The sequence below is a fragment of the Bacillus sp. OV166 genome (assembly GCF_900177675.1).
In the GTDB taxonomy this organism is placed as follows: domain Bacteria; phylum Bacillota; class Bacilli; order Bacillales; family Cytobacillaceae; genus Neobacillus.
The window spans coordinates 525,076-551,435 of record NZ_FXWM01000002.1 but is presented as its reverse complement, the minus strand read 5'-3'; the positions used below and the strand labels follow the sequence as shown (position 1 = coordinate 551,435).

Sequence of the window (26,360 nt, the reverse complement as noted above, 5' to 3'; positions counted from 1 at the left end):
TAATCCTTCATGGTGTCTATAGAATTGCCACCATGAAGTTATACCCTCATATGATTGACATTATTTCTATTTCAAAATTATAATTTAGTTGTCTTTTATTTTTTAAAATTTTTTAGAGAATGTGTAGTTTCTTTTTTCAAGTCATAACTTGTTAGTACACAATTTATAAATAGTTAGAGGGTGATTTTTCATGGAGGAAAAAAAACGTGTTACCCTGATGGATGTTGCCAAACATGCAGGTGTATCCCGAGCAACCGCTTCACTTATAGTTCGAGGAAGTCCCAAGATAGCTGAAAAAACGAGGAAAAAGGTTTTAGCGTCAATGCGGGAACTGGGATATGTTTATGATCGTGTTGCTGCAAATATGAGATCCCAAAAAAGTTCGACCACTGTTGGACTAATTATTACCGATATCGCCAACCCTTTTTATACTGAGCTGTTAAGGGGGGTTCATAATGCGTTGGAAGAGGCGGGTTACGATGTCTTCCTTGGCACTACGTTTGATTCAGATACCAGGCAAGAGCAGCTGATATCGAGAATGCTAGAGCATCGGGTAGGGGGAATCATTCTATGCCCTGTGTCAGACAGTTCAAAAGCAACAATTGAACGAATAAAACAAATTGACATTCCTATCGTTCTTGCCGTTCGAGAATTGGAAAATGTGATGTGTGATTATGTAGGAATTGATTATGCTGCAGGAGCACAAATGGCAGTAAACCATTTAATTCAAAAAGGACATAGAAGAATTGCTTTTTTAGGAGGAACGTCAGAATCATCCGCCTGGAAAGAAAGAAGGCGAGGGTATTGTATGGCATTAACACGAGCAGGGATTGAAATTGATGAGTCGTTGATAATTCAAAGCGCTGTCTCACGAGACGGTGGAACAGAAGCAGTTCAACAAGTACTTAATAATCCTAAACCACCCTCTGCCGCTTTTTGCTTTAACGACTTTGTCGCACATGGGGTACTGCAGGGTTTGAAAGTGAATGGAATAGAACCCGGAAAAGATATTGCGGTTGTCGGATTTGATAATAATAATGAAGCCCCTTTATATAATCCACCCCTAACTACTGTGTCTTCTTTTGCAAGACTTATCGGATCACAGGCGGCAAATCTCTTGCATCACAGAATTTTAGATCAGAATCGCGAAAAGCAACGAATCATTTTACAACCAGAACTCGTCGTCCGAAAATCATCATAAAGGCTAACACCTTTGAAAAGAGAGAGCACTTGAATGCTCTCTTTTATTTTAAGATGAATTAATTTTTAGATCGATCTATTTTTTGAAGGAAATGTATTGCAAATATCAAAATTGTAAGATAATATAGTGATAACGCTTACTTATCATGTTTTTTAAATTCTCAAGTAATGGGGTGGTGTTCAATAATCTTTAAAGCTTGGCTATTTTTTAGATCGATCTATTTTGTTTGAAAAAAATTTTAACGATAATTAGATCGATCTACAAAACTATAAACTAGGTAATTATTTTTAAATCAATTAAATAGATTGGCGGTGAAGAGAATGTTGGGGCTATATATAAAAAATCCTGGTGAATTAGAATTAAAGAAACTTCCTTCCGTAACAGATATTAAGGAAGATGATGTAAAAATCAAATTAATATATGGTGGGATTTGCGGTTCCGACATTGGTGTATTTAAAGGAAAACTTGGTCACGCCAAGTACCCTCTAGTTCCTGGTCATGAATTAGTCGGCGAAATTATCGAAGTTGGTGAACATGTACCATTTACTGTAGGAACTAGAGTGGTAGTTACACCAAATACATTCTGTGATGAATGTGAAAATTGTTTAAACGGTAGAAAAAATATTTGTATGAATAAACTTTCCCTTGGTGTTAATATTTCTGGAATTTTCTCTGAAGAAATTACCATTTCATCAAAGTATGTGTTACCAATTCCTGAATCATTACCAAATAAAAAAGCAGTACTGATTGAACCTTTTGCAGTAATTGTTCATGCCTTTCAAAAAGTTAAAATATCAAAAGATACTTCTGTTTGTGTGATTGGGTGCGGGACGGAAGGTATGCTTTCAATTGCATTAGCAAAATATTTAGGGGCACAAGTTACTGCTGTTGATATTAACGAAAAGAAACTTGAGAAAGTACGTAATGGGTTTGCAGGAGTTAAAATAGCCCTCCCTCAAGAAATACAGGGAGAAGCGTTTAATATTGTAATTGAAGCTGCTGGAGCAAGAGCTTCTGCCGAACAAGCGTTACAAATTATTAAACCAGGCGGAACAATTGTATACATAGGGTTGGCTCCTGAAGCTACTTTCCCAATTATGCATATTGTTCGAAACGAAATTACTATAAAAGGTTCGATTATTTATAGTTTTCCTGAGGATTTCGAAAAATGTGTTGAATACCTAATGGATGAAGATTTTAATATTAAACCAATAGTTTCAAATATTTTTCCATTAAGCCATTTTGAAAGGGCTTATGGTGACGCTATTTCAGGTCAATATGGCAAAATTTTAATTGATTTTAGGGAGGAGCAAAATTAATGAAAGAACTTATTTCTCGCCAATTAGTAAAGTACCTCGAAGATAGAGGAATCGAACACATCTTTGGACTATGTGGACATACCAACATTGCTGTCTTATCAGCATTGGAAACGAGCTCCATTAAATTTGTAAATGTAAGACACGAGCAAATTTCCGCCCATATGGCAGATGGATATGCACGAGTAAAAAAACAAGCAGCTGTTGTTTTAAGTCACGTAGGTCCGGGTCTAACTAATGCATCAACAGGGGTGGCTAATGCTGCTTTGGATTCCATCCCAATGGTTGTTATTGCCGGGGATATACCAACCCATTATTACGGAAAACATCCACACCAAGAGATAAACTTACATGCTGATGCAACGCAATATGAGATTTATCGTCCATTTGTAAAGCGTGCATGGCGTGTGGATAGTCCACATTTATTCCCTGAAATCTTAGAAAAAGCATTTCAATTATCGGAAAGCGGAAATCCTGGTCCAGTGTTAGTATCTGTTCCAATGGATATTTTTTCAAAAGAACTCGAAACTTCTTGGTTTGAAAAAGTAAAGCATAATACAAAAGCGTTGCACAAGCCTTCAATTGACGATGAAACAGCTAAGAAAATTATTCAAACATTAGCAGCTGCAAAAAATCCTGTGTTCTATGTTGGCGGCGGGATCATGCTTGCAGACGCCTCCGAAGAGTTAAGAGAGCTTGTTGATCACTTAAATATCCCAGTCGCTCATTCTTTAATGGGAAAAGGTGCTGTTTCAGATGACCATCCATTAACATTAGGTATGACCGGCTTCTGGGGAACAAAATTCATCAATAATAAATGCAAAGAAGCTGATTATATTTTAGCATTAGGAACTCGGTTTGGCGAAGCAGACAGCAGTTCTTGGGAACCAGAATATACGTTCAATTTCCCGCCAACAAAACTTATTCAAATTGATATCGATCCAACTGAGATTGGTAGAAACTACCCTGTTGATATCGGTGTTGTTGCGGATTTAAAAAAAGCATTGGCTGTATTAAATCGTGTTGCTAAAGAAATGTATCCACATGGGTTGCAGCCGGTATACCTGGAATCTCTAAAAGCAGAGATTGAAGCTTATCGAAAAGAGTTCAAGGAGAACAATCAACAATTTATTCACGAAAATTGCTTCCCAATGATGCCTCAACGAATCTTGGAAGAGGTACGTGAGGTGCTTCCAAAGGATGCAATTATTACGACTGACGTTGGCTGGAATAAAAACGGTGTCGGACAGCAATTCCCAATTTATGAAGCTGGCTCGATTCTTACACCTGGTGGCTTCTGTACCATGGGATTTGGGGCACCAGCAGCCTTAGGGGCAAAAATTGCTGCTCCTGACAAAGTTGTTGTTTCTTTAGTTGGTGATGGAGGATTTGGTCAAAATCCAGCATTGCTTGCCACAGCGTTTGAGGAAGATATCCCGGTTGTATGGGTAATTATGAATAACTTCGCGTTTGGAACAATTGCAGGCCTGCAAAAGGCTCATTTCGGAACTACTTTAGGGACAGTGTTTACAAAAGATGATCAGCCATACTCACCAGACTTTGCAGCCATTGCAAGAGCATATGGAATTGAAGGAATTAAAATTCAAGCTGCTGAAGAATTTAAGCCGGCTTTAGAAAGAGCCATCAAGGCTAATAAGCCAGTCGTTATTGATGTTGCAATGCTGAATAATCCTGTACCAACAGATGGGCATTGGAATATCATGGATATCTATTCGCCAGGTAAGAAAGTACACCACGTTACTGTGTGACCATGGAATAATCATTCCAATATTGCTGTTCTCTATAAAGAGAGAAGTGAAATAGATTAATAGAAAACTTGGTTTTATATGTGATTCTAAAATGGAAGTGATAAGATGAGTTTTTCAACTGACCTGAAGCTGCCTTCAAAAGTGATTGTTTGTGAAGTGGCACCACGAGATGGCTTTCAAGCTGAAAATGAATGGATTCAAACCGAGAATAAGATTGCAATTATTAAAAAATTAGCAACAACAGGAATCCAATCGATGGAAATCACTTCTTTTGTTCATCCAAAGGCGATCCCGCAGTTAAAGGATGCAGAAGAAGTAGTAAGACATTCACAAGAGTTGACCGGAATTAAATTTCGGGCTCTAGTTCCTAATGTTCGGGGGGCAGAGCGAGCAATTGAATCAGGAATTAAAAAGTTGAAGCTGATGTTATCTGCATCGGATTCACACAGCTTATCTAATGCTAACTGCTTAACGAAAGAGGCACTGGATGGCTTTGCTCCAATTATTGAATTAGCCAGTAAACATGATGTCAAAGTTGGAGGATCTATTTCAGTTGCTTTCGGCTGCCCTTTTGAGGGAAAAGTTCCAATCGACCGGCTCGACACTATTATTGAACGATACATTGGTTATGGAATTGAAGAAATCTCTCTAGCCGATTCAACCGGAATGACGAATCCAAGACAGGTTTACAACACTGTTGGTCATCTTCGAAATAAATTTCCGGATATAACTTTTACAATGCACCTCCATAACACAAGAGGAATGGCGATTGCCAATGCAGTTGCTGCAATGCAGCAGGGAATCATCAATTTTGATAGTTCAATTACAGGCTTAGGGGGCTGTCCATACGCTCCTGGTGCAACAGGAAATGTTGCAACTGAAGACCTTGTTCATACATTGTCTGAGATGGGGATTGAAACTGGTATTAATTTAGAAGCACTCATTAATGTTGCAAAGGAAGTTAAGCACATAATAGGCCATGATGGTGGCAGTTATATGCTGCAGGCTGGACCATGTTCACAATTACATGCGGCACCAAAATCACAACTAAAGCTTGGATAATAATTAGATCGATCTACCAATCTCTTTGTATCTACAATTCTTCTAGATCCTTTTTGGATATTTAAAATTCATTTTAAAATTTTAGGAGGTAATTATTTTGTCAATTACTGCTGTTAAAAAAACAAAAGAAATAACACCAGAACAAGAAGAACTACTGGATGAAGCGTTTGAAAGAGCTCAAAAAGCTTTCGAAGTTATTAAAAGCTACAGCCAGGAACAAGTAGACCGCTTAATCCGAGCTGTTGCTTGGGCTGTTGCAAATAAAAAGACTTTTGAACGTATTGCAGTTATGGGCGTTGAAGAAAGCGGCTTAGGTGATCCTGTTAATCGTGTCGGAAAACGCATGAAAATTCGTGGGGTACTTAGAGATGCATTACGTGAAAAGAGTGTTGGTGTTATCGAAGAAATCCCTGAAAAAGGTATCAAAAAATATGGGAAACCAGCAGGTATTATTGCTTCACTCATTCCAACAACCAACCCGGAATTAACACCGGTAGTTACAGCCATTTATGCGATTAAAGCTCGTGATGTTGTGATCTTCAGTCCACATCCACGTTCAAAAGGTACTTCGAACGAAGTAGTTCGTTTAATGAGAGAAGCTCTTCAAAGAGAAGGCGCGCCGGCGGATATTCTGCAATGCTTACCAACTGTAAGCAAAACCCTAACAACCGAATTAATGTCTCGTGCTGACTTAGTTATGGCAACAGGCGGTCAAGATATGGTTCGTGCAGCTTATAGTTCCGGCACTCCTGCATATGGCGTAGGTAAAGGTAACGCGACAGTTATCATTGATGAAACTGCGGATGTAAAAGATGCAGCTCACAATACCATGTTAAGTAAAACAAAAGACTTTGGCTCCGGTTGTTCCGCAGATGGTAACTTAATCATCCATGAATCTATTTATGATCAAATGGTAGAACAGCTTCAAGCAGAAGGCGGATATTTAGCAAGCAATGAAGAAAGAGAAAAACTTCGCGTAGTTATTTGGGATGAAGAAGGACATCGTTTACCAGATACGGTTGCGATTTCTCCACAAAAACTTGCTGAAGCTGCTGGCTTTAGCATTCCGGAAGACCGCAAATTCATCATGGTAATCAGTGATGGTGTAGGAAAAGGTAAAGTATTCGCAGATGAAAAATTAACTACTTTACTAACTCTTCACAAATATGATGGCGAATTTGAAAATGCATTGAAAGTGGCTGAAGGTGTATTTGAAAACGGAGGGATTGGTCACTCTTGCGGGATCTACTCATTTAACGACGAACATATTAATCGTTTAGGTGAGTGGGGTTCATTTAGCCGGATCATGGTTCGTCAACCTAATTCCATCGGTAATGCGGGCTCATTTACTAATGGTATGCCCCAAACCTCTTCAATGGGCTGTGGTACTTGGGGCGGAAATGCTACATCTGAAAATGTTTCTCTAAAACATTATATGAATACAACTTGGGTTTCTAGTCCAATTCCGGAAGACAGACCATCAGATGAAGAATTATTTGGCGAATTCTACGATCCAGAATTAGAAAAATAATAACTAGCTACTGGCAAACGTTATCACTATTATTTTCATATAAAAAGACACAAAAGGATAAGAATATCGCCTTCTGTGTCTTTTTTATAAGGGAGAGGTACGATGAAAAAACAATATTCTTTAGCCTATCTTACAGTACTTGGTTGTCCGCCACCTGAGATGATTTATATCGCTAGTCGAGTTGGATATGATTATGTTAGCTTACGTCCTATTTATATGAGTCTACCTGGAGAGCCAAACTTTTCACTTGAAAATAAGGAATTAATGAGGAAAACGAAAAAGGCGCTTGCTGAGACAGATGTTAAGCTTCTTGATATTGAACTAGCGAAGATTTACGATGGCGTGGATTTGAGAAATTATCTTTCTGCTATGGAAGCAGCTGCGGAACTGGGTGGAAAACATGTTCTCAGCAGCATCTGGTCGGACGATCACAACTATGGTATCGAGCGATTTGCTGAACTGTGTGAATTGGCAAAACCATTCGGGCTTACAGTCGAATTAGAGTTTGTTCCAATCGCAAGCGTCCACAATCTTGCAGGTGCCCACGACGTTCTTCGAACTGCAAAACAGGAGAATGCTGGTCTTATGATCGATATCCACCACTTTCATCGTTCAGGTGATAAAGTGGAGGACCTGGATTCTGTACCACGGGAATGGTTCAGATTTCTCCATCTTTGCGATGCTGTTAAGGAAATTCCTACTTCAATGGAAGAAATGACACGAATTCTTCGGGAAGAACGCCTATATGTTGGAGAAGGTGGTATTGATGTTGCAAGTATTATAGATCGAATTCCAGAAATTCCATGTTCGATAGAATTGCCAAACATCAAGCGTGTTGAAGCATTTGGCTATGAAGAACATGCGCGGCGATGCTTACAATCAGCAAACAAATATTTTGATCAACATTCTAGTTTAGAGTTATGCAGTTAAGAATACGAAGACAGAAAAACTTCCAACTATAATCATTACTTACCGCACGGTGATTTTTTTCACTGATGCGTTTTTTTGTACGGCTTTTTTTTAGAGTTAACCTATCATTATGTTGTTACGAAAAGTAAGTGGTGCCATGCTTTGTGCCCAAATTTTAAAAATTACAAATCACAAGAAAACACTGGGAATAAAGAAACCTTGATTTATCAAGATGTCTGGGTACATCGAGATACTAGAAAAACAGGTGCCAGCAAACTTCAAAACTGCTTGAGACCTGCGTGCCAGGTCTGGTGGGTTCGATTCCCACGCAGTCCCGCCAACCATTGATATATAAGGATTTATGAGGGGTTTTTAATGAAGTTAGAAGAGGGTTAAAATTGTTCGCGAACAAGTGAAAATTTCTTCTTTGGTCACACTTTGGTCACTACATAGGTTATTTAAAGAGTTGTTCAAATTGATGGACAGCTTCTTTTTACATGTTTGGTAACACGTGAGTATACGTGTCCATTGTAATTCCAATTGTTGTATGACCCAGACGTTCGGACACAACTTTAGGATGAACTCCTTGTTGAAGCATTAACGTTGCATGGGTATGTCTTAAATCGTGAAATCTAATATAAGGCAAGCCACTAATTTCAACCAGCTTACGATACGCCCTTGCCATTTCAGTGGGCTGAATTGGTTTTCCATTCTGTTGTGCAAATACCAAATCTAAATCATGATATTCTTGACCGAGAAAAAGCTTATTTTCTAATTGCTGTTTGTATAATTTTTTTAGTTCCTTTGCTAGGGTAGGGGTAATTGTAATAGACCGACTTTTGCCTGATTTTGGTTTTTTAAATGTCAGTCCAATCTTTTTTACTTCTTGCAACGATTGACGTACATAAAGCACAAGATTATCAAAATCAACATCCTGCCACCCTAGCCCTAAAACCTCACCACGCCGCATTCCAGTAAATATAGCTGTTAGAAGATAGAATAGTAGACAGAGGATTTAGATGCTAAAAGGTCTAAACCTGCTCATCATCCCAGGTTTGCATTTCGACTTTTTAAACTTTTGGTGGAGTAACGGCTTCAGCTACATTCCTTACTAAGAACTGCCATTTAACTGCGTCCTTTAAAACTTTGTGTATGAGTCTGTGGTGATGTTTCACCGATGTAGGTGATAGTCCTTCTCCATCAAATTTTCCACTTGCAAGTTTTTTAGAATAATATTCTTGTAAAATGTGAGGGATGGAGCTTTGCAATTTTAATGCTGCCCAGTGAAGGCTTAAGATGTTGAGGAATCATGTACTGATAATTCTCAAGGGTATCCATGAAAATTTTAAACCAGTTAAAGCCCCAGAAGATACACTGGAATCATTTACACCAGCGGAAATAAAAAAACTACTAGTGGGGAATTTTTTAAACGTTCGAGAGGTCTGGTGAGGTTGACTTAGTTTACACAGGAGCCACTTTATTTATAGAGGGACTTTTAAAAAGAGTTGCGGTTCATTCTATAATGAAGTAATAAAAATAAACTTTTCGATAAAATTTTTTCTAGGATATAGCTGTTATTATAAAATTAATTTGTTTACAATAAGTAAAACGGTTTTCGCTTTAAGGGGGAAGGACTTTTTGAATTTAGACTCACTCCAATCTATTGAATATGAAATTGCTTTGTTGGTCAGGCTTATAACAGCTTATAGTCCAAAACTAGGTGACTTGGATCGTTCAGAGTATCTTATATTAAGTGAAGTTAATGAAAATGAGCCGCTAGCAATTAATGTTATAGCTGATAAATTAATGTTAAGCATATCAACAGCTAGTAGACAGGTTGGTACTTTAGAATCCAAAGAATATATTAAGCGCTTTCCCAATCCTGAGAATGGAAGGATTAGTCTTATAGAAATGACGAATAAAGGACAAGAAATCCTGAATACTGTTCAAAAAGCTCGTTATAATTTTTATTCAGAGATACTCCAAAACTGGTCGCAGGCGGAAATAAAACAATTGGAAGATAATTTAATTCGATTAAATAAGGATTTTAAAGAACGAAAAAGATGATTTTTTTGTGGTTTATTTAATTCCAAAAACAAGAACATACATAATAACAAAGGATTGTGACAATGTGTCATAATCTTTTTTGTTTTACTAACTCTTTATGATAAAATTTTACATTGATTTTTTTAAAAATTATATTGTATAATACAACTTGTAATATACAATATATTAATGATGAAAATGTTAATAAGGAAAATTTTAGAATTGCTTCTTTTTAACTGATCAAATTAGAAATATTCCAACTAATGAAAGGAGGAAAATGGATGAGTCAACAAGTTTATACTGCGGCTTCAAAAACCGAAAAGGTTGCTGTCCCGCAATACTTGATTATATCCATCTTAACGATACTTGCTATCGGTTCACAGTATTTTTCTAATCTGTCATACATCCTAAACCAAGGTGTTATTCAGAACGGGCTGGAACTAAGTTCGAAACACTTACTATACCCATCTACATTATCGAATTTGGCATTTGCGCTAGGTGTGCCATTTGGTCCAGTACTTTCGAGGAAATTCGGGTTAAGAAGAAATTACTTAATGCTTATTTTTATTTTTTTATGTGGCTCCATCATTTCTGCCCTATCTCCTGTATTGGTCATTTTAATTGTCGGGAGAATCATTCAAGGCTTGAGTGCAGGTGTTCTTTTCTTAACCATCCTGCCGGTTAGCTTAAAATCCTTCCCAAATGCAATCCGAAATACCTTTTTGTTTATGGTTATTACAGGATTATTTGGGGCAAGTGCCATTGGAGCTTTATTCGGTTCCATTTCCTTAAGAGCTGATGCATGGCGGTGGTTGTATATTCTAAACATAGTCGCGTCATTATGCTGCTTAATTATTGGTTTTCTCGGTTTACCTAAAAATGAAGAGCATGGACATGACCATAGTCCTGTCGATAAAACAGGAGTATTTTTGTTAAGTCTATTAATGATAGTCCTTGCTTTTCCACTATGTAACTTATTAGATAAAGGATTTGCTTCTTTATATGTTTGGCCATTTCTTCTTATAGGACTCATTTTGTTAATTTTGTTTATTTATGTGGACGTAAAAGCGGAGACTCCATTAGTTCCCTTTCGAACATTAAAGGCAACAAAACCTATTTCTGGTACCATCATGGCTGTCGCATCGCATGTCTCCCTTATTGTTGCAATTGCGGGGATTAACGGATTTTTACGAAATAATATGAACCTTCCATTTGTATATCTTAGCCACTTTTACTTTTGGTTCTTTGTAGGAATTGTGTTTACTGCCATATTCAAAACCCTATTCTATGATAAATTAGGGGCCGGCGTACTTGGAATAATCGGATCACTTGTAGTTCTATATGTAAGTATCAAGTGGAGGGTGATTGGCCCAGAAACTTCCTTACATTCCTTGTATTTTCAAGTTGCATGTCTTGGTGGCGGAGTCAGTATGACTCTCGTTTCAGGTGCTCTTGGAACAGCATTAGCTGGTGATATTCATAAGGCTTCCATGAGGTCAGTAACCCTGCACTCCATTCGAAATTTTATTGGTGCTGTTATCTCACCAGTAATCGGCTGGTTTATAACTACACAAAATGCGCAAAACTTTGAAGACATTAGAGGGCAATTGGACCCAAATAGTTCAGAGTTTAAATGGGAAATGACAAAATTAATTCGGTCCTTCATGGGAAACCACTTATCCTTATCAGAGGCAAAAAGTAAAGCTGCTTATGAACTAGTCGCAAATTCTAAAAAGTCTGCGGTATTGGGTGCCTATCATGATTTATTTACGATATTGCTTATACTAAGTATCATCATGCTTATTGGCTCGATAGGTAAAACTTTGACTGGAAAAGGGCGGTCATTGGTTCAGAAACAGACGAGATTGCTCCTGCCAGCTCCGAAAGAGAAAGATGGAATGGAGACATCAGCTTAAATTAAATAACAAAAAAAGTTAGGAGAGATTTGAAACATGAGTAAAGGTCGTTTAATACTAATTAATATTGTAGGTATGGTCGTAGTTTTAGCATTAATTGCATCAGGTGGATACTACTACTATGAGAATCAGAATTACGTTAAAACAGAGGATGCTATTGTCTCGGCGGATATTGCACAAGTTGTAGCAACAAATTCTGGCTTATTGACAAATTGGAATGGTAAAGAGGGAGAGATTGTCTCTGAAAAAGAAGAATTAGGCAAAATTACAAATGGACAACAGGCTCTTCCTATTGACAGCATGTCAGAAGGAACCATCATCAAAAATGAAGTAAAAGCGAACCAAATGGTACAGGCTGGTCAGGTTTTAGCCCAAACAGCTGATATGAATAATTTATATATTACAGCCAATATTGCAGAAAATGATTTAAACAATATAGAAGTTGGCGATAGTGTTGATATTACTGTCGACGGGGAATCTGGATCATTATATAGTGGGAAAATTGAAGAAATTGGTTATGCGACAAATTCAGTATTTTCTGCTCTTCCATCTCAAAACTCAAGCGGAAATTATACAAAAGTAACTCAAAAGGTACCAGTAAAAATTTCGATTCAAAATCCATCAATCAAGGTACTGCCCGGAATGAATGCCGAAGTCAAAATTTCTATATAATTATTTATTTACCTTTATGAATTCCCCTTTTGCTCATGCAAATGGGGATTCATCTGTTAGATGTGTATCATTTTTGAGGAATTAAATCAGATTTTAATACTGTTTCAACAATAAGGAGGAATTGAAAGATGAAGATTTATGTCATTTATGATAGCGAAGGAGAGCATACCAAAACACTTGCGCAATCGATTGCTGAAGGTGCTCAAAGAGTAAATGGGGCGGAAGTATACATTGATCATGTTAATCAAGCGGATATATATAAGCTTTCAGAAATGGATGCGATCATCTGGGGCTGTCCAGGTCATTTTGGGACGATTAGTTCTGGGCTAAAAGCATGGATTGATAGATTGGGCTATTTATGGGCAGAGGGAAAATTAGTTAATAAAATTGGAGCCGTCTTCTGTACAACAGCAACTACCCATGGCGGTGTAGAAGCAACCATGCTTAACCTGATTACCCCGATGCTTCATCAAGGTATGATTATTGTTGGATTACCTGGAAATATACCAGCAAATGCATTATATGGTTCTTATTATGGTGTTGGGATTACCTGTCCTGTAGAGAGTTCCGCGATTATTCCAAAAGAAGGTTTCGAATTAGGAAGAGCCTTAGGGGAACGGGTTGCTCAGGTTACAAAATCTTTTACCAATGAAAAACACGGAGAGGATAAATAATGTTAGTAATCATCTCATTAGTTGCCATTGCAATCGTAATTATAGCCGTTTTAATGATGTTCAACATGAACGCAGTTACGAATGAAAAGACTTTAAAGCATGGTTCACAGAATAAGGGGCTAGAACCAAGTAAAGAAGAGGTCGAACCATCTTTGCCAACCGCTAATCCTGTTGAAACAAAGGGTCAAGAAAAAATAATAATTAATGAATTGGAACAGCCCAAAACCTCTAGTATAAGTGACCAAGCCTACCGGCAAGCTCTCCAATCTTTTAGTAAGGCAGATCAAGAGGATTCTGACATCAACTCAAAAGAGAAAATGAATGATGATGTTTTTAGAAAAGCATTACAATCGATGTCAAACAAAGCCGAAAATTTTAATGGTTAACTAATTATCTAACAATCGGATCATTTCAGGAACTCTCGCGGTAGAACGTATTACGGAAATTTATTTAGGTCATTCATAAATGGACCATTCATTAAAAAGAGTAACCAAACCAATTACTAACGGCCTATCGATATGTTAGAAGTTATGGACAGACCAAAGCTAGAAGAGACCAACCGAGACCAACTTGATGTGCTTGATCAGTTGTTGAAGCAAGAAGTTCAGAAATCATTGACTACTTTAGTAGAACAGCTCCCAAAATTAAACGAACTTGTGAATTTGTTAACAAAGTCCTATGACTTTGCCCAGTCAGTTGCAACGATTGAATTATTAAAAAATGATACGATTGGTGCCATAACAGAGATTGTAGAACCTATTAAAGAAACCGTGAAAAACGTAGCTGCGACTGATATTGAAGCAAAAGACTGCGCTTGGCTGGATGGGACTAATGGCGATTCCTATGAAACGGAAAATCACTGCACAGACTCAAGAAACATCTAGCAGCCAATCAGATTCATTTCATGGGAATAATGGCGCTACAATGACGAGGACTCAAGCACGGATCTGCTCACCCAATTACCATCTGTTTAAGCCTACCTAGAAAAAGGAGCTTGTTCTAGTTGAAAATAAGGGGTAGAATCAGTAATCTTATTTTATGTCTGCTGGCAATAAATCTAACTGTCAGTGTTTTGAAATAGATGCAATTGCAGGAGGCCCGATACCCCTAAATTAAGTCAGCAAAACACGAATTTACAATGCTAAGGAAATTACAATATAAAGCCCAATTTCTCAATTTTGTACTGAGAAATTGGGCTTTTTTGTTATTCTTGAAAAGCAACCGATCGTGGAAGAATATTGCTTAATAAATAAGCACCCAGGAAAAGGTTGATTCATTATTCTTAAACAAAATTCCCCAATAGTTATTCAAAAAACTTTGAAAATAAGATGCAGCACCTTTTTGTCGCTTTAGCCTCTTTTTTTCGCTAACTTTGAAAAGTTACCGGATAGTTCTTTACACCAAAAACAAATGGGCTTGGAATAGATTCAAGCTCCGAACCCGTTTTTAAAACAAGTTTTGAGAAAAGCTTAAGCAATATTTCAAGGGATATGTTTGCCTCTAACCTGGCTAATGGGTACCAAGGCAAAAATGAATACCAAATCCGAAACTTAAATGAGGATTGGGCTTACGATCAATGATAAATTTTGAAGCATCCGTAAATTTACGCTCATCACGATTTGCTGATGCCACCCAGCTAATCACCTAGGATCCTGCATTTATGGTCTTAACCTCGATTACAACTTCCTCTTTTGCAATTTGTCCTATCGCGTGCACAGGCGGATAAAAACACAAGGATTCCTCTATAGTTTTGTTGTAGCCAATATGGGTTCTTGCGTTGTTCATTCCGGTAATGAGTTTGAATGGATAGGAACCTTTTCTCAACAAAAGCAGAAACTTTTACCTATTAAGAGGTGTATTTTCTTCTTAATAAACGGGCCGGAAATGGAACAAGAACATTTAAGAAAGAAGATATCAGTGTTAAAGCTTAGTGAGATTGTTAAGGTGTGCACTTAAATCAAGGACAGGATAGTTTAAAATGGAAAAGCCAATTCTCTGAGAGAGACATCAAGCTCAATTGGATCAAAATCTTGGTTTTCAATGACTTCTTTAATTTTTTCCAAAGAAAAATCTAACTGTTTAAGTGACATAATTTGTTGAAGTTTGGCAATATCAATTTCGTTATAAATTCTATGACCTGACTCAGTATACATTGACGGGGATAAAAGCCCTATTTGGTCGTAATGGTGAAGTGTTCGGATCGAAAGACCCGTCTGTTTCGCTAATTCCCCTATTTTCCAATTCTTTTTACTAATGTTCACAACCTCCTTTCGGATGGTTAATTTTCTTACAACTTTACTATACAACCTAATGTGGCGTAAGGTTCAAGGGGGAAGTGAAGGAATGTACTTAGAGTAACGTGGACTACGATACTTACGAGCAGTATGAATTGAAAATAAAGTTAATAGTGACATTTAATACGTTAAAAGATTGAAGAGGATTTTCTGTTCCCCTATATCACCATTTTTCAACATAATTCTTAAATACTCTGCATAAATCTTTTACTTCAAACAAAAAATGAGGAAGAAATACAAGAAAGTTCAATATATTTTGAGGTGCATACAAATGGATGTTGCTTGGATTAAAAATGAATGGATACATATTTTAAAAAACAAAAAACAAATGGCTGCCATTTTTGTTATATTATTTGTACCCACCCTATACAGTGGAACCTATTTGTGGGCCAATTGGGATCCGTATGCCCATTTAGAGCGGCTTCCCGTTGCTGTAGTAAATGAAGATGTTAAGGTCCATTATAAAGGAAAAACATATGCAATTGGAAATGAACTTGTAAAGGAATTAAAGAAAGACAAGAGCTTCAATTGGAGATTTGTAAATAAGGAGAAGGCGGATACAGGATTAAAAAATAATCAATACTATTTTGAGATTTTTATTCCAGATAATTTTTCAAAACGAGCAACAACTTTAACTTCTCAAAAACCGATACCACTTAATCTTTATTATAAGGTGGATGTAGGAAGCAACTTCATCGCTTCCCAAATTGGCACAACAGGTGTTGATAAAATCAGAACAAAATTGTCTCAACAATTGAGCAAAAATTATGCCGAGGTGGTTTTTGGTGACATTGCCTCGATAGGAAATAGCATTGAAGATGCAAGCAATGGTTCTAAGAAGATTACTACAGGAATCAGCCAATTATCTTCCGGAACCAAAGATATTGTGAACGGAATGCAAACACAGGTTGGTTCTATAGGTGGATTTTCATCCGGTGCCCAAAAATTAAGTAACGCTGCTACCCAAATATCCAGTGGTGCGGGTCAAATTCAAGTGGGGATGACACAAGTAAGGAATGGATTTAGTTCATTAGGAACTGGATTGTCGTCTTTGAACACTAGTTCTGGTCAACTCGCCTCAGGATTACCGACTCTATTAAATGGTTCGAGGTTATTTTTAATAGGGTACTTGCACTACCAGTGTAGTTGAGAGAATTTATAAGTCTACATTATTATGTGGAACCGACCGTAAATGGACCATCTCAATTGAAAAATATAATAATCATGAAAAAATAAAAAGCCTTCCTTCAACGGAAGGCTTTTAGCAGAAGATCTATTTTCTTACTTCTGTGCAGGAAGAACAATGCTGTAGATTTTAACGATATCTTCTACTACTGCTTTACGAGGGTTGAAATGAACAGTACCATGATCGTTCATTGCATCTTCTGCTAATTGAGCAATCTTGTCCTCAGTAAATTCAACTCCAAGATAGCTGAAGTTTTCAGGAATATCTATAGAACGCAAGAATTCTTTTACAAGAAGTACAAGCCTTTTTGCTGCCTGTGTATCAGTTTCCAAAGCTAATGCTGGATCGAACATGCGGGCAATATCAGCGTATTTCTTGGGATTAGCAGGGATATTATGTTCGATAATATGCGGCAAAATAATTGCATTCGCAAGACCGTGTGGTACATGATATCTTGCAGACATTGGGTGGGACAATGAGTGTACCATTCCCAGGCCGGCAATGCTGAATGACATACCAGCAAGTGTGCTTGCAAGGTGTACCTGCGCACGAGCTTCAACGTTTGCTGCGTGTGCATAAGTCTGAGGAAGATTATCCCAGATCATGCGAATTGCTTGCAATGCAAGGGCATCAGTAAATGGATTTGCAGGTAATGAAACATAAGATTCAATTGCATGGACAAGTGCGTCTGCACCAGTTGCTGCCACATGCTGTCTTGGAAGTCCTAGAGTCAATGATGGATCCACAAATACAGTTTTAGGGATGATGTATGGTGACGCTAGAACTAATTTTCTGCCAGCATCTGTGTCAGTAATAACACTTACACGAGTAACCTCGGAACCAGTACCGATTGTGGTACCAATCGCAAACAATAATGGAAGCTTGTCTTCAATAGGCTTGCCGCCAATACTGTAGTCAAGAACAAATCCTTCATGTGTTGCTCCGACAGCCAATGCTTTTGCATAATCGATTGCACTTCCGCCACCAATTGTAATAATCATGTCAGCTTGTTCCTCATTGTACTTTTCTACTCCAGCCATAACAGAGTTTGCTGGCGGGTTAGCCTCCACATCAGAGAAAACGTAATACTCAATGCCTGCTTCAGTTAAGGGAGCCGTCACTTTTTCGATGACACCTGAAGCAACTAATCCTTTATCTGTAACAATAAATGCTTTATTTTTATTAGCTTGTCTCACGCTATTTGCCAGTTCTTGCTGAACAATATTCAGACCAAATTTCAAGTCCACATTAAGATTAAGATTGAATGGTTGATTGATTAAATCCATTTTTTATAACACTCCTTGTGATCTTATGATATAGAAATAAAATTGCTCAAGATGCAATTTCTTATTTTTTAGCCTGTATGAATACGCCTTTTTCATGGGAGAATTCTCTGAATCCATAAACCCCATGATAAGAACCCATACCGCTTGTATTTACTCCTCCAAATGGGAGGTTTACATCAGTGAAGTGAACAACTACATCATTTACTGAAGCATTTCCGGATGTTGTGTTGTTCAATACTTCGTCAATGACCTCTTGATTTTGGCTGAATACATACAGCGCCAGTGGTTTGTCACGGTCATTTATATAATCAATCACTTCATCAAGCTGATCGTAATCCAAGATTGGAAGGATTGGCGCAAAGATCTCTTCCTGCATGATGGCCATATCTGGTGTGACATTAATCAAGACTGTTGGTGCAATTGTACGGTCGCTTGCATCGAATTGACCACCGAATGCAATCTCTGCACCTTTTCTAATTGCATCGTCAAACAAAGATTTTACACGATTGAAGTTGCGATCATTGACAATTTGTGTGAATTTATTACGGTCAACAGTACCATCTTCTGCCAGGAATCCTGCTTGGACAACCTTTTCCATGATGCCGGCAAACATTGCCTGCTCTTCTTTTTTTATGAAGACGTAATCCGGAGCAACGCATGTCTGTCCCGCATTGATAAATTTGCCAATTGCAATCTTTTTGGCTGCATCCATTAAATCATAGCCGTTGTCAATAATTGTTGGGCTCTTACCGCCTAGTTCAAGTGTGACAGAAGAAAGATTCTTCGCAGCAGCTGCCATAACGATTTTTCCGACATTAGTGCTTCCAGTAAAGAAGATATGATCAAATGGCTGTTCTAAAAGCTCTGTCGCCACATCAACTTCACCCTCAAAAATTGCTACATCACTCTCATCAAATGCTTCACGGATAATCTTAGCTGCAATATTACTCGTCTTCATTGTAAAATCAGATAGTTTCACAATTGCAGTGTTTCCAGCGGCAATTGCTGAAGCAAGTGGAACCATTGTCAACATAAAAGGATAGTTCCATGGTCCGAGGATCAAACAAACCCCTTTAGGTTCATACATTAAAATTCCTTGAGCATCGGGACTAATGGATGATCCTACTTCTTTAGAAGCCATCCACTCGTCAAGGTTTGCGATATTATGTTTAATAGATTTAACTGTACCAACTACTTCAGCTAGTTTTACTTCAATATAAGGCTTGCGGACATCATCGCGAATCGCTGCAATGATTTCTTCCTCATTGGCCGTAATTACATCCAAGAAACGGTTTAGCTTAGCTTTACGCTGTTCTGCGGTAGTCACACGCTTACTTTTTTGATTCTTTTTCTGAAGCTGGAACACACGCTGTATATCCTGTTTTGTTTGTACATCCATGTTCTTTTCCTCCTTAAAACAAGTTGAGTAAACCTATAAGTTGTTTTCAATGTTTGCTTTCTTTATCCTGCAAATCTATTATAGATGTGGAATGTGTCGAAAAAAAGACAATCATAAATCGTTTGTACTTTATCGTACATATTAAGTTAAATTGTTCAATGTCCGCCTTTCATGCTTATTATTTGATTAACCAGGGGAGGAGATCCTATGTCATCCATGAAAGAAAGCCACGCTGAATCTGTTACAAGGAAAATTAAAGATACATTATTGAATTTGCTAGCAGAAAAAGACATCCGTCAGATTACTATAAAAGAAATAACTGAAGAGGCGGGTGTCAGCAGAGGTTCCTTGTACTTTCACTACGAAGATAAATTTGAAGTGTTCGAAGAAATTATTGAGGAAAAAAAGGAAGGCTTGAGAAAAGCCATTCTTGATTCCCTGAAAGACGGGTCCTATATCAATTTGCATCATATGAACCTAAGAGTCCATCCGACCTTATCGTTTGTTTCCGAAAATAAAGCTTTCTTCAGAACAATGATAGACCGAAATAAAATGCCCTATGTTAATTTTCATAGATTTTTTATCGATATCTTTAATAAAGAAGTAGTCTTATCACCTTTAAATGTTCCTTTGTCTCCATTAGAGCAGGAGCTTTATACCCATTACCGGGCATTGTACACATATGCAATTATTTTATATTGGATTAATGAAGGCGTGGGGTTTTCACCAGAACAAATCAGTCAAGAATTCTGGGAGCTAATTTCTGAGAAGCGCTTTTATTGGATATTTGGCAATTCTGTTAAAGAAATGGAAGATAAGGAGCATGTAGATCGGAGGGTTTTACGGACAAGGCAAGGTTTAAAGGAAGCATTATCGGAATTGATTCTAGAAACAAAGAATTATTCGGCCGTCACGATTTCGAATATCACTCGTAAAAGCGATATTCGCAGGGCAACTTTCTATGACCACTACACTGATAAAGATGCCCTGTTTAAAGAAATCATTGAGGATTTTTGCCGTAACCTTATCAATATTTTTACGATTGAAGAACGGACAGAAAACTATACTGTTGCAGAATCAGAAAAAGTCCTTGTCAAGTTGTTTACTTATCTGACCGAGCATTTGTCAGTTGTCCACTTTATCAACGCTGATTATGGTATTCCTGATCCGATACCTGAGATTATCGGCTGTCTTAGCAAGTTTTACCTTAAGCAGGATATTACCCTTAAAGCGAGCAAGGACATGTATGCCTATTATGTGTCAGGAATGATCATCGGTCTTGCTATTTTCTGGACGCACGAAGGTAAGAAGCATTCCCCCGAATTTCTGGCCAAAGAATTCATACAATTTCTTGATCTAAAAAAATACAAAATTACCTTACTGTAAGTAATATAAGATCTTTGCTTGCCTAAAATACCATTATGAAAGGGAAAGACATTTCTTAATGGGTAACTAACAGGAGGAAAAAAAATGGTGGTTTAACCGGCTAATACACCTCAGGTGATGGAAGAACAAATAGGGAGATTGCTTGAGAGAAATCTTCCTATTGAAAGTGTTCAACTCAAATTTAGTGAGGAATAAGAGGGGATTAACTTGGAAGGTACTTTTGCATACAGATTTTGAAGGATTGTACTGTGCGAAACGTTTCCTTATAAGTGTAAATAATAGATGTTAAAGCAACGGTCGGCTTAACAATAATAACAATTAAATAAAAATGTGTAGCTGGTACAAGTATTAGGGTGTTATGTGCTTGGTAATAAGAAAGGGAGAAGAAATCACCCTTATAGACCAAGAAATTGATGAACAAAAGGCAGTAGGGGTTTTGGGAGAATTAGTTTGGAGGGATACTAGGGTTTTATATGAAAGGAAAATAATATACCTTTCAATTAATTTTTTTATGATTGGAAAACAGGTCATTTTAATTAAATAATATTAAAAACTGCAAATCCTTGTGAAAAGGAGGATTTGCAGTTAATGTCGGTAACTATAAATAAATAGAAGAAGTACTGTGTTTCCGAATCTATACTATCTTGGTTCTTGGCCACCTACTGGTCACGAATTAAAAATATTTACTGATAATTAGAGGTAACTAAAATATTAAAATTTGACGAAGCCTCTTTATAATTAAGGATTCCAGATGACGAATGATAACTAATAATAAATAGAAATAACGCCTACCTCTAACTTCAAAACTGCTTGAGACTTGCGTACCAGGTCTGGTGGGTTCGATTCCCACGCGGTCCCGCCAACGTTCTTACTCCCGAAAGGGTTTGACGATGATTGACTCGGTGATTGTTGCCGTTGATTGATCCGTTAACTTACACGGTTTCCGCCCAGTCTCATTGCAAGACTGTTTAAGGCTGACGGTTAAAACTGTTTTGATAGTTGCCTAAAACTGTTCGTCCTCTTACGCTATTATATTTGCGGAAGGGGATTTTTTATTTATGATGCGGAAAAGTTTACCCGACGAAAACGGCCTGTTCAGGCTGAGGTCATAAGACCCATGTAATCCCCGAGTTGAAGGCTTGCACAATTAAAGTGGCGTGTGATGTGAACAATCCTCTTTACGGACCAAACGGAGCAACTTATGTTTTTGGCCCCCAAAAAGGAGCGACGGCAGAGATGATAAAAGAGCTCGATAAAGGGCTGGAAAACTTTGCCCAGATTGTTCTCCAGGAGCTAGGGACAGATATTCATAATATAGTTGGTGCAGGAGCTGCCGGCGGCCTTGGAGATGCGTTTGCGGGCTTGTTAGATTCCCATCTCCAATCAGGAATCGAATTAGTATTGGAAATTATTGAGATGGAAAAGAACATGCAAGGGGTCGATTTTGTTATTACAGGTGAGGGGAAACTTGACGGTCAAACATCCATGGGAAAGGCGCCCGTTGGGGTAGCGCAACTTGCCAAAAAGTATAAGATTCCTGTCCTTGCACTGGCAGGCGGTATAACTGAAGAGACAGAAATATTAAATGAACTTGGTGTTACTTCCTATTTTTCGATAGTCAATGCACCGATGACACTAGAAGAAGCTATGGATTCAAAAGTGGCATATAATAATTTAAGGTCAACGACAAAACAAATATTTCGGTTACTTCAAACAGTTCAAGTGAGGTTTCACGAGAAGTGACTTTAAATGAAGTAAAATCAGTCTTTAATGGAGCTTCAAATAAAAATCGATTTGTCCGAAGGAATGCGGATCGGAGGGGGAATAGCAGGTAGGTTTTTTTTTGACGGAATAGAAATAATATTTTGACATATAAAAAGCGTTATGATAAACTGTATATAATCGATAATATATAATCAATAATCATATAAATCAAAAAAAGGTGTGATTACATGAACTTTTTAGTCTGTATTAAGCAAACTTTTGATACAGAAGAAAAAATTGAACTTAAAGAAGGAAAAATAATCGAAGAAACAAGTCAGTGGATTGTAAATCCTTATGATGAATATGCCATTGAAGAGGCGCTTCGATTAAAAGAGGAGCACGGGGGAGAAGTTACCGTTCTAACAATAGGTAAGGAAAGATCGGAAAGCGCATTACGCCATGGACTTGCGATGGGGGCTGATAATGCTGTTTTAATTGAAGAGGTTGATAGTGATGAATTTATCATCTCCAAAGTCATTGCTGCATACGCAAAAGAAAAAAAATTCGATCTTATCTTAACGGGGAATCAATCAATAGATAATGGTGCCGGCCAAGTTGGTGTAAGAGTTGCTGAAGAGCTTTCGATTCCTCACATTACATCCATAGTCAAACTGCAAATCGAGAATCAAAGGGTACTTGCTGAGCGAGATGTTGAAGGTGAAACCTATAAAGTGGAAACTCCATTACCCGTTCTAGTTACTTGCCAGCAAGGGCTTAATGAACCTAGATATCCGTCTTTACCGAATATAATGAAAGCAAAACGCAAATCCCTGGAACATGTAGGTGTAGCCGATCTAGTTGAAAAGAGTGTGCATCTTACTAAAAAAACAAATGTAGTAGAAAGATATCAACCCAAGAAACGGGAAGCTTGCACTCGAATAGAAGGAGAGCCTAGCTTGGCTAGCCAAAAATTGGTCAAGCTACTCTTTGAAGAAGCTAAAATATTTTAGGAGGTAAATTATGGACAGAAAAGTTCTGGTTATCACAGAAATGAAAGGGCAGAAAATACGTAATGTTTCCTTAGAAGCCCTAACCGCTGCGAAGCAAGTTGCAGGGGCAGGGAAGGTCATTTCCGTTATTATGGGAACGCAAGCTGCTCAACAGGTAGATTTACTTTCACAATATGGTGCTGAACAGATATATAAAGTAGAAGATTCCGATTATGATGAATACCTTCCTGAATTATATACTCATGCTGTGGTGAAACTTATACAAGAAACTCAACCTGATGTTATTATTATGGGCCATACTGGAAATGGCAGAGACCTTGCTCCCCGGGTGGCGGCAAGATTGGAATTGGGTTTGGCTAGTGATTGTATTGATATCAATTTGGATGCTAGCAAAGAGATTGTGGTTACACGCTCTATTTTTTCTGGGAAACTATTTGAAAAGAAAAAGTTTAATAGTGGTCCTATATGTGTAACTATTCGTCCTAATAATATAACACCTATCCAGCATGCTACTGAGGCGTTGACCATTTCGTATGCAGTTGAGAAGCCTTCTCTTACCCTGCTAATCAAAGAGATAGTTCGAAAGGCAGCTGAAAAAGTTGATTTAACGGAAGCCAAGGTGATTGTCTCAGGCGGGAGAGGAGTAAAAAGTGCTGAAGGCTTTAAAGTTTTACAAGAATTGGCAGATGTACTAAACGGAGCTGTGGGAGCTTCACGTGGAGCTTGCGATGCTGATTACTGTGATTACTCGTTGCAGATCGGTCAAACCGGGAAAGTGGTAACACCTGATTTATACATTGCCTGTGGAATTTCAGGTGCAATCCAACATGTTGCTGGCATTTCCAATTCCAAATTTATAGTTGCCATAAATAAAGACCCGGAGGCGCCAATTTTTGAAGTGGCTGATTATGGGATCGTAGGAGATTTATTCGAGATTGTTCCACAATTGACAAATGAATTTTCCAATATATTACTAAGTCAAGTCAAATAATAATCCTATAGATTTAATAATTGTTTCAAGGGAAAGGAAATAGCTTAAGTTTTTTACTGATAACTATAATTTAACAAATGTGGACCGTATTACATATGGGGTGAGTTGATTCCTTCTCCTTTACAATGCGTCTCATTGTTTACTTATATTATATAAAGTACAGAAATAGATTTCGAATTATTGATGATCAAATGGTCTAACGGGTCATAAAGGTAGAGTTGTTGGCGTGACTCTCCCTTTTAGACTACGCTTGGGTAGAAATTCGTTCATTCTGGGACAACTAATCTCGTCGACTTTCGGACTCTAAATCTATCATTAACATTTAAGTATTTTATCCTTAAACTTTATCAAAATTAAATACTTTAAAAACATAATTTTAATAACAACAATATAATATAAATATTGCTAATTTCCACTCTCCATGGTACCGTAAAGTATATATTATCGATTATATTTTTATTTAAAAGATGCTTTTTATATGTTTTTTTATTCAATATTGAAAGCGCTTCAAAACAGAATTCCTATTTCACCTTAGGCAGAGACACAGATAACCACGATTGTTAAAAAAAATAATAGGGGATGGTTTGGTATGTTTCGTAATTTCAGATGGTATATTGTCTTTATGCTCTTTCTTGCAGCAATCATTAATTATATTGACCGTAGTGCCTTATCTGTAGCAATGCCTTTTATATCAAAGCGATTTCATCTGGAACCAGCTGAAATGGGGCTTATTCTCAGCAGTTTCTTTATTGGATACGCATTGTTTAATTTCATAGGAGGATATTTTTCGGATGTTTACGGACCAAGGAAAGTTTTTAGTGTATCCATGGTGGTCTGGTCCATTTTTTGCGGTTTAACAGCAGTTACTTTTAACTTTTTCTCTTTGTTTATTGTCCGTTTAATGTTTGGTGTTGGAGAAGGTCCTTTTTCGTCTACTGCGAATAAAGCGGTTAACAATTGGTTCCCGATTAAGGAAAGGGCACGTGCTATTGGGATCAATCAAGCAGGTCTTCCATTAGGTGGTGCAATATCGGGACCCATTGTGGGCTTAATTGCACTGAATTTCGGTTGGGAGTGGTCATTTGTAATCATTACTTTGATCGGGTTATTATGGACTCTTCTCTGGGTGAAAACAGTCACAGACCGTCCGGAAACGCATCCAAAAGTGACCAAAGCTGAACTGAAAGTGATTAGAGAAGGACAATTACAAGGAGAAGCGTCATCCTCAACGAGTCTTCCACTTTCTTATTATATTAAACAACCTACTATATTAGTAATGGCGTTATCCTTCTTTGCTTATAACTACATCATCTTTTTCTTCTTGACCTGGTTTCCAAGCTATCTAACTATGGCTAAAGGTTTAAGTATTATGAAAATGAGTGTAGTAACCATGATTCCTTGGGCTTTTGGTGCAGTGGGATTGATTGGCGGAGGTATTCTTACAGACTTTTTATACAAGAAAACAGGGAAACTTATGCTTTCACGAAAATTGGTGTTAGTCACATTTTTGCTAGGTGCAGCTGTATGTGTTGGTTTAACAGGATTAGCTTCATCTCTGAACAGTATTGTTGCATTAATGGCGCTCGGAATTTGCTTCACATACTTAACCGCCTCGATTTATTGGTCCATTATTCAGGATTTAGTCACCGGTGATAAGGTCGGGGGGGTCAGTGGATTTGTTCATGGTCTGGCCAATATTTCCGGAATTATAGGTCCATCTGTGACTGGATTTATTGTCCAATATACTGGACATTTTACAAGTGCTTTTCTCCTTGCGGGAGGATTGGGTGTTATTGGTGCACTTGCTGTAGCCTTTTTTGTAAAGCCGATACAAGCAAATGTGTCCAATAAGGAACTTACACAAAGTGCGAGTGCCCAATAAAAAATATAAAAAAGGTATGCATAAGTTTGTATAACAAACAATAATAAAATTGGTATAAACTGCAGACAAAAGAAAAAAGGCCAATCTCAGGTTTATGAACTTAAAATGTACCCGATAGTGTAGACA

24 protein-coding genes and 1 pseudogene are annotated in these 26,360 nt (G+C 37.6%); 19 read left to right on the top strand and 6 right to left on the bottom strand.

The genetic code is table 11. The features are described from left to right. The first annotated feature begins 190 nt into the window (after window positions 1-190). The 6 genes from CCK98_RS34430 to CCK98_RS34405 all read left to right on the top strand — a co-directional run bounded on the left by CCK98_RS34430 (window position 191) and on the right by CCK98_RS34405 (window position 7,809). Complete coding sequence (locus CCK98_RS34430; protein ID WP_088091037.1) at window positions 191-1,201, top strand: LacI family DNA-binding transcriptional regulator; 1,011 nt, start codon at window positions 191-193, stop codon at window positions 1,199-1,201. Between the two features lie 320 nt (window positions 1,202-1,521). Further along, window positions 1,522-2,520 carry a zinc-binding dehydrogenase gene (locus CCK98_RS34425; RefSeq protein WP_088091036.1) on the top strand — a complete coding sequence of 333 codons (999 nt, stop codon included), beginning with the start codon at window positions 1,522-1,524 and terminating at the stop codon, window positions 2,518-2,520. Next, window positions 2,520-4,286 carry a thiamine pyrophosphate-binding protein gene (locus tag CCK98_RS34420; RefSeq protein WP_088091035.1) on the top strand — a complete coding sequence of 589 codons (1,767 nt, stop codon included), beginning with the start codon at window positions 2,520-2,522 and terminating at the stop codon, window positions 4,284-4,286. The genes CCK98_RS34425 and CCK98_RS34420 overlap by 1 nt, the downstream gene beginning before the upstream one ends. Window positions 4,287-4,391: 105 nt before the next feature. After that, window positions 4,392-5,348 carry a hydroxymethylglutaryl-CoA lyase gene (locus CCK98_RS34415; RefSeq protein WP_088091034.1) on the top strand — a complete coding sequence of 319 codons (957 nt, stop codon included), beginning with the start codon at window positions 4,392-4,394 and terminating at the stop codon, window positions 5,346-5,348. 97 nt (window positions 5,349-5,445) lie between these two features. After that, window positions 5,446-6,879 carry an aldehyde dehydrogenase family protein gene (locus CCK98_RS34410; RefSeq protein WP_218780194.1) on the top strand — a complete coding sequence of 478 codons (1,434 nt, stop codon included), beginning with the start codon at window positions 5,446-5,448 and terminating at the stop codon, window positions 6,877-6,879. Window positions 6,880-6,981: 102 nt separating this feature from the next. Beyond that, entirely contained in the window at window positions 6,982-7,809 is an 828-nt protein-coding gene (locus CCK98_RS34405) for a sugar phosphate isomerase/epimerase (RefSeq protein ID WP_088091033.1), read from the top strand. 472 nt (window positions 7,810-8,281) lie between these two features. On the opposite strand, the gene CCK98_RS34400 is transcribed toward CCK98_RS34405, so the two are convergent. Together CCK98_RS34400 and CCK98_RS37180 are read right to left on the bottom strand one after the other, a co-directional pair. Beyond that, on the bottom strand, window positions 8,282-8,770 hold the full coding sequence (locus CCK98_RS34400) for a site-specific integrase (RefSeq protein WP_373408561.1): 489 nt from the start codon (window positions 8,768-8,770) through the stop codon (window positions 8,282-8,284). Window positions 8,771-9,012: 242 nt separating this feature from the next. Then, window positions 9,013-9,126: a hypothetical protein gene (locus tag CCK98_RS37180; protein ID WP_088091031.1), complete on the bottom strand. Its 114-nt coding sequence runs from the start codon at window positions 9,124-9,126 to the stop codon at window positions 9,013-9,015. A gap of 300 nt (window positions 9,127-9,426) precedes the next feature. Here CCK98_RS37180 and CCK98_RS34390 point away from each other — a divergent pair, with 300 nt between their 5' ends. From CCK98_RS34390 to CCK98_RS34365, 6 genes and pseudogenes are all read left to right on the top strand, one after another. Beyond that, complete coding sequence (locus CCK98_RS34390) at window positions 9,427-9,855, top strand: MarR family winged helix-turn-helix transcriptional regulator (protein ID WP_088091030.1); 429 nt, start codon at window positions 9,427-9,429, stop codon at window positions 9,853-9,855. 260 nt (window positions 9,856-10,115) lie between these two features. Next, window positions 10,116-11,750 (top strand): MFS transporter, encoded by a 1,635-nt coding sequence (locus CCK98_RS34385; RefSeq protein ID WP_088091029.1) that lies wholly within the window; start codon window positions 10,116-10,118, stop codon window positions 11,748-11,750. Between the two features lie 36 nt (window positions 11,751-11,786). Further along, the gene (locus tag CCK98_RS34380; RefSeq protein WP_088091028.1) at window positions 11,787-12,422 is read left to right on the top strand and encodes an HlyD family secretion protein; all 636 of its coding nucleotides are present in this window, start codon (window positions 11,787-11,789) and stop codon (window positions 12,420-12,422) included. Between the two features lie 128 nt (window positions 12,423-12,550). Then, entirely contained in the window at window positions 12,551-13,096 is a 546-nt protein-coding gene (locus tag CCK98_RS34375; protein ID WP_088091027.1) for an NAD(P)H-dependent oxidoreductase, read from the top strand. Next, a complete protein-coding gene (locus CCK98_RS34370; protein WP_088091026.1) occupies window positions 13,096-13,482 on the top strand; it encodes a hypothetical protein in 387 nt (128 codons plus the stop codon). The genes CCK98_RS34375 and CCK98_RS34370 overlap by 1 nt, the downstream gene beginning before the upstream one ends. A gap of 144 nt (window positions 13,483-13,626) precedes the next feature. Further along, window positions 13,627-13,911 (top strand): annotated as a pseudogene (locus CCK98_RS34365) (DUF1641 domain-containing protein); the annotation flags it as partial. A 694-nt stretch (window positions 13,912-14,605) separates the two neighbouring features. Here CCK98_RS34365 and CCK98_RS37175 read toward each other — a convergent pair. Continuing rightward, on the bottom strand, window positions 14,606-14,728 hold the full coding sequence (locus tag CCK98_RS37175) for a hypothetical protein (RefSeq protein ID WP_256942639.1): 123 nt from the start codon (window positions 14,726-14,728) through the stop codon (window positions 14,606-14,608). A gap of 341 nt (window positions 14,729-15,069) precedes the next feature. Beyond that, entirely contained in the window at window positions 15,070-15,357 is a 288-nt protein-coding gene (locus tag CCK98_RS34360) for a MerR family transcriptional regulator (RefSeq protein ID WP_088091025.1), read from the bottom strand. Window positions 15,358-15,661: 304 nt separating this feature from the next. On the opposite strand from CCK98_RS34360, the gene CCK98_RS34355 reads away from it, so the two are divergent. Then, window positions 15,662-16,540 carry a YhgE/Pip domain-containing protein gene (locus CCK98_RS34355; RefSeq protein ID WP_179196087.1) on the top strand — a complete coding sequence of 293 codons (879 nt, stop codon included), beginning with the start codon at window positions 15,662-15,664 and terminating at the stop codon, window positions 16,538-16,540. A gap of 131 nt (window positions 16,541-16,671) precedes the next feature. On the opposite strand, the gene CCK98_RS34350 is transcribed toward CCK98_RS34355, so the two are convergent. Both CCK98_RS34350 and CCK98_RS34345 read right to left on the bottom strand, forming a co-directional pair. After that, window positions 16,672-17,817 (bottom strand): iron-containing alcohol dehydrogenase family protein, encoded by a 1,146-nt coding sequence (locus tag CCK98_RS34350; protein WP_179196086.1) that lies wholly within the window; start codon window positions 17,815-17,817, stop codon window positions 16,672-16,674. A gap of 106 nt (window positions 17,818-17,923) precedes the next feature. Beyond that, the gene (locus CCK98_RS34345) at window positions 17,924-19,261 is read right to left on the bottom strand and encodes an aldehyde dehydrogenase family protein (RefSeq protein WP_088091022.1); all 1,338 of its coding nucleotides are present in this window, start codon (window positions 19,259-19,261) and stop codon (window positions 17,924-17,926) included. 207 nt (window positions 19,262-19,468) lie between these two features. On the opposite strand from CCK98_RS34345, the gene CCK98_RS34340 reads away from it, so the two are divergent. The 6 genes from CCK98_RS34340 (at window position 19,469) to CCK98_RS34315 (ending at window position 26,234) form a co-directional block, all read left to right on the top strand. Then, entirely contained in the window at window positions 19,469-20,647 is a 1,179-nt protein-coding gene (locus tag CCK98_RS34340) for a TetR/AcrR family transcriptional regulator (protein WP_256942638.1), read from the top strand. A 364-nt stretch (window positions 20,648-21,011) separates the two neighbouring features. Further along, on the top strand, window positions 21,012-21,191 hold the full coding sequence (locus tag CCK98_RS34335; protein WP_088091021.1) for a hypothetical protein: 180 nt from the start codon (window positions 21,012-21,014) through the stop codon (window positions 21,189-21,191). A 578-nt stretch (window positions 21,192-21,769) separates the two neighbouring features. Then, window positions 21,770-22,390 (top strand): glycerate kinase, encoded by a 621-nt coding sequence (locus CCK98_RS34330; RefSeq protein ID WP_088091020.1) that lies wholly within the window; start codon window positions 21,770-21,772, stop codon window positions 22,388-22,390. A gap of 209 nt (window positions 22,391-22,599) precedes the next feature. Then, window positions 22,600-23,361, top strand: coding sequence for an electron transfer flavoprotein subunit beta/FixA family protein (locus CCK98_RS34325; RefSeq protein ID WP_088091019.1), 762 nt, complete (start codon window positions 22,600-22,602; stop codon window positions 23,359-23,361). Window positions 23,362-23,371: 10 nt separating this feature from the next. Continuing rightward, window positions 23,372-24,352: an electron transfer flavoprotein subunit alpha/FixB family protein gene (locus tag CCK98_RS34320; protein ID WP_088091018.1), complete on the top strand. Its 981-nt coding sequence runs from the start codon at window positions 23,372-23,374 to the stop codon at window positions 24,350-24,352. A 589-nt stretch (window positions 24,353-24,941) separates the two neighbouring features. Beyond that, window positions 24,942-26,234 (top strand): MFS transporter, encoded by a 1,293-nt coding sequence (locus tag CCK98_RS34315; protein WP_088091017.1) that lies wholly within the window; start codon window positions 24,942-24,944, stop codon window positions 26,232-26,234. Window positions 26,235-26,360 lie beyond the last annotated feature (126 nt).